Source organism: Pseudomonas taetrolens (assembly GCF_900475285.1).
Classification (GTDB): domain Bacteria; phylum Pseudomonadota; class Gammaproteobacteria; order Pseudomonadales; family Pseudomonadaceae; genus Aquipseudomonas; species Aquipseudomonas taetrolens.
Genome location: NZ_LS483370.1, coordinates 1,502,025 through 1,515,411 on the forward strand (window position 1 = coordinate 1,502,025; position 13,387 = coordinate 1,515,411).

At 57.2% G+C, this 13,387-nt stretch carries 12 protein-coding genes; 8 read left to right on the forward strand and 4 right to left on the reverse strand.

Annotated elements, in window-relative coordinates:
• Positions 1 to 15: 15 nt before the first annotated feature.
• A complete protein-coding gene (locus DQN55_RS07260; RefSeq protein WP_048382442.1) occupies positions 16 to 1,164 on the forward strand; it encodes a patatin-like phospholipase family protein in 1,149 nt (382 codons plus the stop codon).
• A gap of 36 nt (positions 1,165 to 1,200) precedes the next feature.
• Here the strand turns inward: DQN55_RS07260 and DQN55_RS07265 are convergent, their stop codons facing one another.
• Together DQN55_RS07265 and DQN55_RS07270 are read right to left on the reverse strand one after the other, a co-directional pair.
• The gene (locus DQN55_RS07265) at positions 1,201 to 1,989 is read right to left on the reverse strand and encodes an MlaA family lipoprotein (RefSeq protein WP_048382443.1); all 789 of its coding nucleotides are present in this window, start codon (positions 1,987 to 1,989) and stop codon (positions 1,201 to 1,203) included.
• Positions 1,982 to 3,280: a serine/threonine protein kinase gene (locus DQN55_RS07270; RefSeq protein WP_048382444.1), complete on the reverse strand. Its 1,299-nt coding sequence runs from the start codon at positions 3,278 to 3,280 to the stop codon at positions 1,982 to 1,984. Before DQN55_RS07270 ends, DQN55_RS07265 begins: the two co-directional genes overlap by 8 nt.
• Before the next feature lie 230 nt (positions 3,281 to 3,510).
• Between DQN55_RS07270 and DQN55_RS07275 the strand changes: the two genes are divergently transcribed.
• A complete protein-coding gene (locus tag DQN55_RS07275; RefSeq protein ID WP_048382445.1) occupies positions 3,511 to 3,882 on the forward strand; it encodes a hypothetical protein in 372 nt (123 codons plus the stop codon).
• Between the two features lie 67 nt (positions 3,883 to 3,949).
• On the opposite strand, the gene DQN55_RS07280 is transcribed toward DQN55_RS07275, so the two are convergent.
• Complete coding sequence (locus tag DQN55_RS07280) at positions 3,950 to 5,509, reverse strand: glycoside hydrolase family 17 protein (RefSeq protein ID WP_048382446.1); 1,560 nt, start codon at positions 5,507 to 5,509, stop codon at positions 3,950 to 3,952.
• Positions 5,510 to 5,794: 285 nt separating this feature from the next.
• Between DQN55_RS07280 and DQN55_RS07285 the strand changes: the two genes are divergently transcribed.
• The 3 genes from DQN55_RS07285 (at position 5,795) to DQN55_RS07295 (ending at position 8,841) form a co-directional block, all read left to right on the forward strand.
• Complete coding sequence (locus DQN55_RS07285; protein ID WP_048382447.1) at positions 5,795 to 6,652, forward strand: glycine betaine ABC transporter substrate-binding protein; 858 nt, start codon at positions 5,795 to 5,797, stop codon at positions 6,650 to 6,652.
• A gap of 222 nt (positions 6,653 to 6,874) precedes the next feature.
• The gene (locus DQN55_RS07290; RefSeq protein WP_048382448.1) at positions 6,875 to 7,186 is read left to right on the forward strand and encodes a DUF485 domain-containing protein; all 312 of its coding nucleotides are present in this window, start codon (positions 6,875 to 6,877) and stop codon (positions 7,184 to 7,186) included.
• Positions 7,183 to 8,841, forward strand: a complete 1,659-nt coding sequence (locus DQN55_RS07295) for a cation acetate symporter (protein WP_048382449.1) — start codon at positions 7,183 to 7,185, stop codon at positions 8,839 to 8,841. Before DQN55_RS07290 ends, DQN55_RS07295 begins: the two co-directional genes overlap by 4 nt.
• 369 nt (positions 8,842 to 9,210) lie before the next feature.
• Here DQN55_RS07295 and gltA read toward each other — a convergent pair whose 3' ends face one another.
• Positions 9,211 to 10,500 (reverse strand): citrate synthase, encoded by a 1,290-nt coding sequence (gltA, locus tag DQN55_RS07300; protein WP_048382450.1) that lies wholly within the window; start codon positions 10,498 to 10,500, stop codon positions 9,211 to 9,213.
• A 362-nt stretch (positions 10,501 to 10,862) separates the two neighbouring features.
• Between gltA and sdhC the strand changes: the two genes are divergently transcribed.
• From sdhC to sdhA, 3 genes are read left to right on the forward strand one after another with little or no spacing between them, the layout of a single operon-like run.
• Complete coding sequence (gene sdhC, locus DQN55_RS07305; RefSeq protein WP_074702887.1) at positions 10,863 to 11,237, forward strand: succinate dehydrogenase, cytochrome b556 subunit; 375 nt, start codon at positions 10,863 to 10,865, stop codon at positions 11,235 to 11,237.
• Positions 11,231 to 11,599 carry a succinate dehydrogenase, hydrophobic membrane anchor protein gene (gene sdhD / locus DQN55_RS07310; protein WP_048382452.1) on the forward strand — a complete coding sequence of 123 codons (369 nt, stop codon included), beginning with the start codon at positions 11,231 to 11,233 and terminating at the stop codon, positions 11,597 to 11,599. Before sdhC ends, sdhD begins: the two co-directional genes overlap by 7 nt.
• 3 nt (positions 11,600 to 11,602) lie before the next feature.
• Positions 11,603 to 13,381 (forward strand): succinate dehydrogenase flavoprotein subunit, encoded by a 1,779-nt coding sequence (gene sdhA / locus DQN55_RS07315; protein ID WP_048382453.1) that lies wholly within the window; start codon positions 11,603 to 11,605, stop codon positions 13,379 to 13,381.
• The last annotated feature ends 6 nt before the right edge of the window (positions 13,382 to 13,387 follow it).

The following is a 13,387-nucleotide window of genomic DNA, read 5'->3' on the forward strand; positions in this document are numbered from 1 at the left end:
CCAAGGGCGTCATCCGTGAGCACGGGCGCGCCGGTCACGGGGCTGATTCTTTCAGGTGGCGGCGCGCGGGCTGCTTATCAGGTGGGGGTATTGGCAGCAATTGCAGAACTGCTGCCCGGTGGTGCTGCCAACCCGTTCCCGGTGATTGTCGGGACCTCGGCGGGGGCAATCAATGCGGTCAGCCTGGCCAGTGGCGCACTGGATTTCGCCCGGGCTGTCGAGCACCTGACTGCATTCTGGCAAGGATTCGAGAGTCATCGCGTCCTGCGCAGCGATTGGCCGGGAGTGATTCACCAGGCCGGGCGATTTGTCGGTCACAGCCTGCTGGGGGTTGGCGCCGATGTGCCGGTGGCACTGCTCAATAGTTCACCCTTGCGCGATTTGCTGGATGAAAAAATCAACTTCTCGGGCATACAGCAGGCCATTGCCGAACAGCAATTGCATGCGATTGCCGTGACTGCGTTTGGTTACTCTTCCGGACAGGCGGTGACTTTTTACCAGGGCAAGGGCGTGATCGATGGCTGGCTAAGGCATCGACGGATTGGTTTGTCCACGTTGTTGACTGTCGAGCACCTGCTGGCAAGCTCGGCGATCCCGCTGCTGTTCGCGCCGATCAAAATTGGCGAAGAGTATTTTGGTGATGGCGCGTTGCGCCAGTCTGCGCCCATCAGCCCTGCGTTGCATTTGGGGGCGACCCGGGTGCTGGTGGTTGGCGTGAGCGGCAACCCGCGAGGCCCGGATATGCAGGGCGGCCAGCAACGACAGTACAGTGCTCAGCAGCCGACGCTGGCCCAAATTGGCGGGCACATGCTCAACAGTACGTTCATTGACAGTCTCGAAAGCGATATCGAGTTGCTGGAGCGTCTTAACCACTTCAGCAGTTTGTTGCCTGCACAACCCCATAGTCTGGGATTGGCGCCGATTGAGGTGCTGGTGATTGCCCCGAGCCAACCTATCGATGAAATTGCCGCCCGACATCGTCACGAGCTGCCTTCAGCCCTGCGCATGTTTTTGCGTGGGCCGGGTGCCACAAAAACCAGCGGCGCCGGTGTGTTGAGCTATTTGTTGTTTGAGTCGGGTTACTGTCAGGAACTGATCGCGTTGGGTCGACGTGATGCCCTGGCCAAGCGCGAAGAGCTTTGTCGTTTTTTGCAGGCAGATTGAACGGGCTGCGCGCAGCGCAGCCCGGATGACACGTGACTATTCGGCGATCTGCAACTTGCGGGCTTCGGTGTAGATATAGCGTAACTTGTCATATTCGAATGGCGAGTCGAACTGGCCGTAGCGGAAGCTGGTGGTATAGCGTTTGTCTACCGCGCCCAGTACCCAGATTTCCGGATGACGGGTGCTTTCATGAGCCACATTGAGGAAGTTGATCTGCTGTTCGGCGCCATAGTCGACCAGCCGCCCGGTGGTGTCGCGCAGGTTTGAAGGGCCGAGAATCGGCAGCATCAGGTACGCGCCGCCCGGTACACCATAAAACCCCAGGGTTTGCCCGAAGTCTTCGCTCTGGCGGGGAAGGCCCATTGCCGTGGCCGGGTCCCACAGTCCTGCGACCCCCAGCGTTGTGTTCAGCAACAAGCGGCCGGTGGTCTCCAGCGAGCGCTGCCCCTTGAGCTGCAACAGGCTGTTGAACAGGTTGGGCACATCACCCAGATTGTTGAAGAAGTTACTCACCCCGGTGCGTAGAAAGCTGGGGGTGACATAGCGGTAACCGTCGACCACAGGCAGGAAGACCCACTGATCGAAGCGGTAGTTGAAGTGGTAGATCCTGCGATTGATCGATTCCAGCGGGTCATACACGTTGAGCGCGTTCATGGTGGCGCGCTCGAACTCGCGCTGGTCGAGACCCGGATTGAACTTCAGCAATTTCAGCGGCTGAGTGAAGCCGTCGATGTCTTGCGTGCGCTCGGTATGCGCTTTGCTGTTGTCCGCCTGGGCGAAACTTGCACCCAGTAGCGCGGCGAGAAGCAATAGTCGTTTAGCCACGGAAGAACTCCAGCATAGCGTCAGCGTTTACACGATAGTTAAGGTTGCCGCAGTGGCCGCCATAGGGGTAAACCGTCAGACGGTCGCCAAAGGTTTTGCGCAGAAAACCCAGGTCGCCGGGGCCGAGAATAATGTCGTCGGCGTTGTGCATCACGGCAATCTTCGGGCTGTTCTGCATGTAGTCCTTGAGCGCGTAGAGACTGACCTGGTCAATCAACTGCAACAACCCCCCACCATCTGTTCGAGCGCGCCACATGGGGATGACCTGCTCGGTCAGGTAACAGTCAAAGTCGCACTGCAACGAACGCTTGAGGAACGGCGTCAGGCTGGTGCTTTCGGTAATCGGGTAATTCAGTGGGGTGATCAGGCCCCGGCGGTTGATCAGGTCCGAGGTGAACACGATATCGGCCGACGAGAAGCGGAACATGGTGCCGATCAGCATCGCCATCTGTTCGTTGGTCAACCGTTCCTTGGAATTCTGCAAGTCGTAGACCAGCGCCGCATTCAGGTCGATATGACCTTTTTGCTGGAAGAAGCGGGTCAGCTTGCCCAGTACCAACTCGTAAAAGGTGGTGTTGTTGTCGATGCCCTTGACCTCGGTCTGGACCAGCTTGTCGAGATTGCTGATCGAGGTGTAGAGATTGACGGGGGGGTTGAGCATCAATACTTTTTTGAAGTTGAACGATTTGCGGGTTTCGTCCAGGTGGCTGACAAAAGCAGCATTCAGAGCGCCCAGGCTGTAGCCGCTAAGGTAATAGTCGGTGACCGGCACATCGGCTTGCTGAGCGCGTATCGCTTGCATGACGTGATACAGGTCTTCGGCGTCGTACTGACTGATACCCGGAGTGGCCAGGCGCGAGGCAGCGCTCATGAAGTCATAGCTGGTGGGTGATGACAGCTGCACAACGTGATAACCCTCTTGGTAGAAGAGTTTTTTCAGGTACTCGTTGAGGCTGCTGTCATAGGCGGCACCCGTACCGGCAATCAGGAACATCAAGGGGGCTGGATGGTCTTGCTTGGCCATGCGGTAGGTCAGTTTTTTCACGGCCCAGAAGTTCGCCGGCAGCGTGAACTCACGTTCTGGTCGCAGGCTAAGGCTGTAATCCGACTGGTTGATGTCCTCTTCATGGGGCAGTAGAGGGCGCATCTCCGGTGGCGTCGTGGCAATCGTAGCCTCGAACGGGTTGGTGATGGGGTAGCCATAGGTGGCGGGGTCGATATCGACCGCCTGTGCTGACGCACTCAATATTAGGCCGGCCAATAAGGCAGCGAGGGGTAGAGAACGAAGCATGACGACTTTCCCAAGAAAAGGTGCGGAGAAGATTCGCAGGCTATGACCACAGGGCTACCGCCGAAGTGCCGTGCGAAGGCACTAAATAAATCCCCCAAGAGTCGCAGGCAGGCAAAAACTACCAGACGATACACGTTGAATGACTTTAGTGAACAGATATCTGATTGCAAGGCTTGCATACCCAATGAGGGCGATTAAGCTGGGCGCCGCTTTTGCCTATCGGAGTTTCTATGCGTTTTCGTATGCCATTTGTCTTGCTGCTTATTGCTCTGCCCGTATGGCTGGCTGCCAGTTATGGCCTGCGCTATGGCTTCATGGAGGATCCGCAATGGGTGGGGGCGTGTGTGGCGGAGGCTGCCCGGTGGGAATGTCAGATGCGTGCGAGCCTGGGGTGGCTGATACATTTCAGGGTGATGGGTTGGGCAGCGCTGACAGTGGCGGTGCTCGCAGTCGCCGTGCCAGGTCGGCTTGGCAGCGGACTGGCGGTGCTGGGCCTGTTGTTCGGGCTGCCGGCACTGGCGTTGTATAACGCCAGCCTGGCGGTCTTTGCAGTGGTCATTGCCGGGCTGAGACTGGTTCGGGCACGTACGTCTCGTCTTTGAGGGGCCTTCAGGCCTGATCACAGCCTGCGGCCATGCTGCAAAAGCCGGCAGGCTGTGAAGACGTTGATTATCGAGCGGTCTTCGTGCGCAAGCTGCGCCATAGCGCCAGCACCATCAACGCGCTGACCAGTGCCCAGACCCAGGCCTGTTGATTGTTCAGACCTTCGCGATACAGCTGCAATGGAATCCCGGCACCCACGATGAACGCCAGCAGGCCGAATTCCCGGCGAGGTCCGTCTTTGACCGGGCGCAACAAGTAAACCAGCGCCGGCAATAGCAGGGCGGCACTCGGGAAGCTGCGATAGCGCGGCTCGACCACCAGCCCCAGCATCATCACGGCACCCGCAAAGCCCGCAGCCGCCAGCCACCATCCAGCACGACGCTCGAAGGCATTGAACCAGCGTCCGCGCCATCCGCTTCTGTCGCCAAGCGCCAATGCTGCATGGGCCAGCACGATCAGGTTCAGGGCAATCAGCAGGCCGGCCCATAGCCATTCTCCGACAAAACGGCTGGTCACCGAGGCCAGTTCGGCCCATGCCACGATGCTGCACCCGGCGACAGCCCCCAAGGCCGGGAGCAGCAAGGCGGCGCGGGTATGACGAAGCCGTCCGCCCAACACCAGAGTGCCGATAAACAATGTGCCACCGAGTCCCAGCCAGATCGGCCAGTGCGGCAGGTTGGACACGGGGCCAGCCAGGATGCCTTTGTCCTGGCGATCGGCATCGAACAGACCCCAGTAGCCGCCCACTGCACCTTCGCTACCGCGTTTCCAGGGCTGATCAAAGGCCTCGATCAAGTTGTACTTCCAGCCATTTTGCTCGGCTTGAGTGACAAAGCCGCGAATGAACCTGGCCTCATTGACCCGGCTCGGCAGGGCTGTTTCACGTTGACGGCCTTCGCTCGGCCAGCCGGTCTCGCCGATGAGAATGTCTTTCGGGGCGAATTTATTGCCGAATACCTGACGGATCTGGGCGACATGATTAACAGCCTGGTCGATACCGGCAGGGTCATCCTCCCAATAAGGCAGCAGGTGGATGGTCAGGAAGTCGACTGCCGGGGCAATTTCCGGATGTTGCAGCCAGAACTCCCAGACATCGGCATAAGTTACGGGTTGCTTGACCTGACTTTTAACCTGGTTGATCAGCATGACCAGGCGGGCAGGGGTAACCTCTTTACGCAGCAGGGTTTCGTTGCCCACGATGACCGCGCTGATCACGTCCGGATTGGCATTGGCGGAGGCAATCAAGGCGTTGACTTCCTTGGCCGTGTCCACCGGGTTGGGGCTTACCCAGGCACCGCTCATGATTTTCAAACCATGCTTGCGGGCCAGTTCCGGCAGGGCTTCGAGGCCCGTTTGTGAATAGGTGCGAATACACTCGAAGCGCGTAGCGAGCAGCGCCAGGTCTGCGTCCATGCGTTCAACGCGAGGTACGAAAGGCTGGTCGAAGGGGGACTGATCCTTATCGAATGGCGTGTAGGACGCGCACTGCAGTTTGTGCGTCGGAGTGGCGGCGTCGGGCAGCGTTACCGGTTGACCCAGCCCGTACCAGAAACCGGCAATGGCAAATGCGCCCAGTAGACAGGCAAACAGATAAGGCAGGACGGGGAAGCGGGCAGTCGCGGACATGGTCGGGCCGTATGGGAACAAAGCCGCGCATCTTACCTGTAATTAGAAGCGCTCAGCGCCTCCGTATGATTTTGACATGCAAAGTTTGGGCAGAGTAAGCCGCTGTGTGCTTTCACCTTTGCTGAATGTCGCTGGCGGGTGCCTTGATGTCGTCGTCAGCAAAGGACGGGCGCCGGGTGAGGTTGATGATCAAGGGGAGGGTTTGGCTTGGGCGCGCATTGTGCCCTGAAAACGATCCTTATGCGGTCCGGCACTCGTCGGGCCCGGCACTGTGGGGAATCAATAATGAGAATGCGACGACTATTGGGCGTGGGGGCTGCCGTAGTGCTGGCAATAAGTGCCGGCCAGGCAAGCGCACAGGATAAACCCACCTTGAGCATTGGGTACGTTGACGGTTGGTCCGACAGTGTGGCGACCACCCATGTCGCGGCTGAAGTCATCAAGCAGAAGCTCGGCTATGACGTAAAGCTGATGCCGGTGGCGACCGGGATCATGTGGCAAGGCGTCGCCACGGGTAAGCTGGATGCCATGCTGTCCGCCTGGCTGCCTGTTACCCATGGCGAGTATTGGACCAAGAACAAAGACAAGGTGGTCGATTACGGTCCGAACTTCAAAGACGCCCGGATCGGTCTCATCGTGCCGGAGTACGTGAAAGCCACGTCCATTGCAGATTTAAAAACCGACGACGGCTTCAAGAAAAAGATTGTCGGGATCGACGCGGGCTCGGGCGTCATGCTGAAGACCGATGAGGCAATCAAGGATTACGACCTCGCGGGCTATAAGCTGCAAGCCAGTTCGGGGGCTGCCATGACTTCGGAGTTGGGGCGTGCTTATGCCAAGAAAGACCCTATTGCCGTGACCGGGTGGGTGCCTCACTGGATGTTCGCCAAATGGAAACTGCGCTTCCTGGATGATCCCAAAGGTGTGTATGGCGCAGCAGAAACCGTCAATAGCATCGGCAGCAAGGGGCTTGAGGCCAAGGCGCCTGAGGTGGCGAATTTCCTGCAGAAGTTTTCCTGGGATTCAAAAGACGAAATTGGTGAGGTGATGCTGGCCATTCAAGAGGGTGCAAAACCTGAAGCGGCTGCCAAAGAGTGGGTGGCCAAACATCCTCAGCGTGTAGCCGAGTGGACGGCTAAATAACGGCGAAGCGTCTAGTCCGCAGCACACAAGACCGTTTGGTGTTTACGCCAAACGGTTTTGCTTTTTTTGGCTTTTACGCTTGTAGTCATTTTCCTTGCAGCCTAGAGAAACCGGGGGCTACGCCAGATTTCAAGTTCTACTACTAAAGTCGTCTGGCTTAGATTTTGAAGCGCCCCAATAGTGAAAACGTTCCATCTTATCTGTGCTGCGAGGACAAAAATAATGAACGACAGCATTTACCTCTCGATTCAAAACAGCCCGCGTTTCAAGGAGCTGGTTAAAAAAAGGGAGCGCTTCGCCTGGATTCTCTCGGCGATCATGCTTGGGCTATATGCCGCCTTTATCCTTTTGATTGCTTACGGGTCACACATCATGGGGGCAAAAATAACCCCCGATTCGACGATTACCTGGGGTATCCCCATCGGTGTCGGGCTGATCGTTTCAGCCTTCATCTTGACCGGCATCTATGTGCGCCGCGCCAATGGTGAATTCGATGACCTGAACAATGCAATTCTCAAGGAGGCAGGGAAATGAGCCGGCGTCTACTGGCAACACTGGGCGTTGCTGCCTTTGCCCCGAGTGTCTGGGCGGCGGAAGCCCTGACCGGAGAGGTGCAAAAGCAGCCACTCAACGTCTCGGCAATCATCATGTTTGTGCTGTTTGTCGGCGCAACCCTCTGCATCACCTACTGGGCTTCCAAGCGTAACAAGTCGGCAGCGGACTACTACGCTGCGGGCGGTAAAATCACAGGCTTCCAGAACGGTCTGGCGATTGCCGGCGACTACATGTCTGCGGCGTCTTTCCTGGGGATTTCCGCGCTGGTTTACACCTCTGGCTATGACGGCCTGATCTATTCGATCGGCTTCCTGGTCGGTTGGCCAATCATCCTGTTCCTGATCGCAGAGCGTCTGCGTAACCTAGGCAAGTACACCTTTGCTGACGTGGCCTCGTACCGTTTGGGTCAAACCCAGATCCGTTCGTTGTCGGCCTGCGGCTCTCTGGTGGTGGTCGCGTTTTATCTGATCGCGCAAATGGTGGGTGCTGGCAAGCTGATACAACTGCTGTTCGGGCTGGACTATCACGTTGCGGTGATTCTGGTGGGCATCCTGATGTGCCTGTATGTATTGTTCGGCGGCATGCTGGCGACTACATGGGTACAGATCATCAAGGCGGTGCTGCTGCTGTCGGGTGCGACGTTCATGGCCGTAATGGTAATGAAGCACGTCAACTTCGACTTCAACTCGCTGTTTGCCGAAGCCGTCAAGGTTCACCCTAAAGGCGATGCCATCATGAGCCCGGGCGGCCTGGTGAAAGACCCTATTTCGGCGTTCTCTCTGGGGCTGGCGCTGATGTTCGGTACTGCGGGCCTGCCGCACATTCTGATGCGCTTCTTCACGGTGAGCGATGCCAAAGAAGCACGTAAAAGTGTGCTCTACGCAACGGGCTTCATTGGTTACTTCTACATCCTGACCTTCATCATCGGTTTCGGCGCGATCTTGCTGGTCAGCACCAACCCTGCATTCAAGGACGCTGCGGGTGCCTTGCTGGGTGGCAACAACATGGCAGCCGTGCACCTGGCGGATGCGGTCGGTGGCAGTATCTTCCTGGGCTTTATTTCGGCAGTGGCCTTCGCCACGATCCTGGCGGTGGTTGCGGGTCTGACCCTGGCCGGCGCGTCGGCGGTATCTCACGACCTGTATGCCAGCGTGATCAAAAAAGGCAAAGCCAATGACAAGGAAGAGATTCGCGTTTCGAAAATCACCACTGTGATCCTGGGCGTTCTGGCTATTGGCCTGGGCATCCTGTTCGAAAGCCAGAACATTGCGTTCATGGTGGGCCTGGCGTTCTCCATCGCCGCGAGCTGCAACTTCCCGGTCCTGCTGCTTTCCATGTACTGGAAAAACCTGACCACTCGCGGAGCAATGATTGGTGGCTGGATGGGGCTTATAAGCGCGGTTGGCTTGATGATCCTGGGCCCGACCATCTGGGTGCAGATTCTGCATCATGAAAAAGCCATCTTCCCTTATGAATACCCGGCGTTGTTCTCGATGATCATCGCGTTCGTGGGTATCTGGTTCTTCTCGATTACCGACAAATCCAAGTCGGCCGAGAAAGAGCGTGCGCTGTTCTTCCCGCAGTTTGTGCGTTCACAGACAGGGCTGGGGGCGAGCGGGGCGGTGTCTCACTAAAACGCTCAAACGTTGTAAGCACTCATGAAATACCCCTGTCGAAAGGCAGGGGTATTTTTGTTTGTGCGGCCACAAAGACCTTTTGTAGCAGCGGTCAAGTGGATGGGGCGGTCCGGAATGCTGCTGTAGCCGCTGCCGAAGGCTGCGGCGGGTTGCGCTGCGACCCTGCTCTTGAAGGTCCTTCGGCCCTTATCGCAGCCTGCGGCAGCGGCTACCAAGGTTCTCTGGACGCGCCCGCTGCAGACTCGCGTGCTTCTGTAGCCGCTGCCGAAGGCTGCGACGGAGGTATTCCGGGCGCAAAAAAATACGGCCTCTATATAAATAGAGGCCGTATTCGATGCAATCAGGCAGTTATCGCAGGATAAAGGCTTACTTGCGGTCTTCCAGCTTGATCAGGTCGCGCGACTCGTAACCCGTGTACAGCTGGCGTGGACGGCCAATCTTGTACGGGCTGGAGAGCATTTCTTTCCAGTGGGAGATCCAGCCGACTGTGCGGGCCAGGGCGAAGATCACAGTGAACATGCTGGTCGGAATGCCGATCGCCTTGAGGATGATCCCCGAGTAGAAGTCGACGTTCGGGTACAGCGAGCGCTCGATGAAGTACGGGTCAGTCAGGGCGATCTCTTCCAGGCGCATGGCCAGTTCGAGTTGCGGATCGTTCTTGATGCCCAGCTCTTTAAGCACTTCGTCGCAAGTCTTTTTCATGACGGTTGCACGAGGGTCGCGGTTTTTGTAAACGCGGTGACCGAAGCCCATCAGCTTGAACGGATCGTTTTTGTCCTTGGCCTTGGCGATGAACTTGTCGATGTTTGACACATCGCCAATTTCGTCGAGCATGGTCAGCACGGCTTCGTTGGCACCGCCGTGGGCAGGGCCCCACAGTGCAGCGATACCGGCAGCAATACAGGCGAACGGGTTGGCACCCGAAGAGCCCGCCAGGCGTACGGTTGATGTCGAAGCATTCTGTTCATGGTCGGCGTGCAGGATAAAGATCTTATCCATGGCCTTGGCCAGCACCGGGCTGATCGGTTTGATCTCGCACGGTGTGTTGAACATCATGTGCAGGAAGTTTTCGGCGTAGGTCAGGTCGTTACGCGGGTACATCATGGGTTGACCCATGGAGTACTTGTAAACCATCGCGGCCAGTGTCGGCATCTTGGCAACCAGGCGGATCGCGGAAATTTCGCGATGCTGCGGGTTATTGATGTCCAGGGAGTCGTGGTAGAAGGCCGAGAGGGCGCCGACTACACCGCACATGACTGCCATCGGGTGGGCGTCACGACGGAAGCCGTTGAAGAAGGTCTTCAACTGCTCGTGAACCATGGTGTGGTTCTTTACGGTGCTGACAAATTGAGCCTTCTGCTCTGCGGTCGGCAGTTCGCCGTTCAGCAGCAGGTAAGCGGTTTCAAGGTAGTCAGAGTGTTCGGCCAGCTGTTCGATCGGGTAGCCACGGTGCAGCAGGATACCGTTGTCACCATCAATATAGGTGATCTTCGACTCGCAAGATGCAGTCGACATGAAGCCAGGGTCAAATGTAAACCGGCCCGTGGCCGTAAGGCCTCGCACATCGATTACATCGGGACCCACGGTGCCAGTTAAAATGGGCAGCTCGACGGGGGCTGCGCCCTCGATGATCAACTGCGCTTTTTTGTCAGCCATGTGGCCTCCTATTTATGCTTGAAATCATCAGACAGACCCCCCACGCAGGGCCCGCACCACTATAGTGAGATAAATTTGAATGTCAATTTGCCTAAAGTCTTGCTGTACAAGGCTTTGGGCAGTCTTTTTCCGCGAATATCCCAGCCGTTTACGCCTTTTATCGCAAGAGCGCAATGAGCTATTAGAGGCAGGTGATTGCGTTGTCATTAGCGACCTAACTGTCTATACTCGGCAGCCGACCGCCAGGGGCTTTTGGGCCCGTTTAGATGGGGGTCGTCACTCCCTGGATGGTGGGTACCTGACCAGTGCACATCCCAACAACTTTGCCCTGATTGTTAGGGGCTCTTCAGTGTGAAAAAGCCGTGAATAGCCAACGACCTGTAAACCTAGACCTAAGGACCATCAAACTCCCCATTACCGGCGTTACGTCATTTCTGCACCGTGTATCGGGCATTATTCTTTTCCTCGGCCTGGGCATCATGCTTTATGCATTGAGCAAATCCCTGGGTTCCGAAGAAGGTTATGCCGAGGTGAAGGCATGCTTGACCAGTCCGCTGGCCAAATTCGTTGCGTGGGGCCTGCTATCTGCCTTGCTGTACCACCTTGTGGCCGGTATTCGCCACTTGATCATGGACATGGGCATCGGTGAGACGCTGGAAGGCGGCAAGCTGGGCTCGAAAATCGTGATCGTCATTTCCGTGGTGATGATCGTTCTGGCGGGAGTTTGGATATGGTAACCAGCGTTACGAACCTGTCGCGTTCGGGCCTCTATGACTGGATGGCACAGCGTGTGTCTGCGGTTGTTCTAGCGGCTTATTTCATTTTCCTGATCGGGTACCTCGTTGCGAACCCGGGCCTGGGCTATGCCCAATGGCATGAGCTGTTCGCAAGCAACTGGATGCGTATTTTCAGCCTGTTGGCCCTCGTTGCTCTGGGCGCTCACGCCTGGGTCGGCATGTGGACCATCGCGACTGACTACCTGACGCCAATGGCGCTGGGCAAGTCCGCAACAGCGGTACGTTTCCTCTTCCAGGCAGTCTGCGGCGTTGCAATGTTCGCTTACTTCGTCTGGGGTGTGCAGATTCTTTGGGGTATCTGATTCATGGCTACTAACACAGTTAATACACTTTCGTTCGACGCCATTATCATTGGCGGCGGCGGTGCCGGCATGCGCGCTGCCTTGCAACTGGCCCAGGGCGGTCACAAGACCGCTGTAATCACCAAGGTTTTCCCGACTCGTTCGCACACGGTATCGGCTCAGGGTGGCATCACCTGCGCAATCGCCTCTGCAGATCCGAACGATGACTGGCGCTGGCACATGTACGATACCGTCAAGGGTTCCGACTACATCGGTGACCAGGACGCTATCGAGTACATGTGTTCCGTTGGTCCGGAAGCCGTGTTCGAGCTCGAGCACATGGGCCTGCCGTTCTCCCGTACCGAGCAGGGCCGTATCTACCAGCGTCCTTTCGGTGGTCAGTCGAAAGACTTCGGTAAAGGTGGCCAGGCTGCCCGTACGTGTGCAGCTGCCGACCGTACCGGTCACGCGCTGTTGCACACCCTGTACCAGGCCAACCTGAAGGCTGGCACTGTATTCCTGAACGAATACTACGGTGTCGATCTGGTTAAGAACGAAGACGGCGCCTTTGTAGGCATGATCGTTATTTGTATCGAAACTGGTGAGACCTCTTACGTTCGCGCTAACGCGACCGTATTGGCGACAGGCGGTGCAGGTCGCATCTACTCGTCGACCACCAATGCCCTGATCAACACCGGTGACGGTATCGGCATGGCCCTGCGTGCAGGCGTGCCAGTACAGGACATCGAAATGTGGCAGTTCCACCCGACCGGTATTGCCGGTGCCGGTGTACTGGTTACTGAAGGTTGCCGTGGTGAAGGTGGATACCTGATCAACAAGCACGGTGAGCGTTTCATGGAGCGTTATGCTCCGAACGCCAAAGACCTTGCAGGTCGTGACGTTGTAGCTCGCTCGATGGTGAAGGAAATCATCGCGGGCAACGGTTGCGGTCCGGATGGCGACCACGTAATGCTGAAGCTCGATCACCTCGGTGAAGAAGTTCTGCACAGCCGTCTGCCAGGTATTTGCGAACTGTCCAAGACTTTCGCTCACGTAGACCCGGTGCTGGCTCCAGTTCCAGTGGTTCCGACTTGCCACTATATGATGGGCGGCGTTGCCACCAACATTCATGGCCAGGCGATCACTCAGGACGCTGAAGGCGTTGACCAGATCATCCCTGGCCTGTTCGCAGTGGGTGAAGTGGCGTGCGTATCGGTACACGGTGCCAACCGTCTGGGCGGCAACTCGTTGCTCGACCTGGTGGTGTTCGGTCGTGCTGCCGGCCTGTTCCTTGAGCAGACCCTGAAAGAAGGCGTTGATTACGCTCGTCCTCGTCAGTCCGACATCGACGCTGCTCTGGCGCGACTGGATGGCCTGAACTCGCGTACCGACGGCGAAGACGTGGCAACCCTGCGTAAAGAACTGCAAAGCTGCATGCAGAACTACTTCGGCGTATTCCGTACTGGCGAATACATGCAGAAGGGTATTGCCCAGCTCGCAGACCTGCGCAAGCGCATTGCCAACGTGAAGATCAACGATAAGAGCCAGGCATTCAACACGGCCCGTATCGAAGCCCTTGAGCTGCAAAACCTGCTCGAAGTGGCTGAAGCAACTGCAATCGCTGCTGAAGTCCGTAAAGAATCGCGCGGTGCTCACGCCCGTGAAGACTTCGAAGATCGTGACGACGTTAACTGGCTGTGCCACACCCTGTACTTCCCGGGTGAGAAGCGCGTAGCCAAACGTTCGGTGAACTTCTCGCCGAAAACCGTTCCGACCTTCGAACCTATGGTTCGTACTTACTAAGGGTGG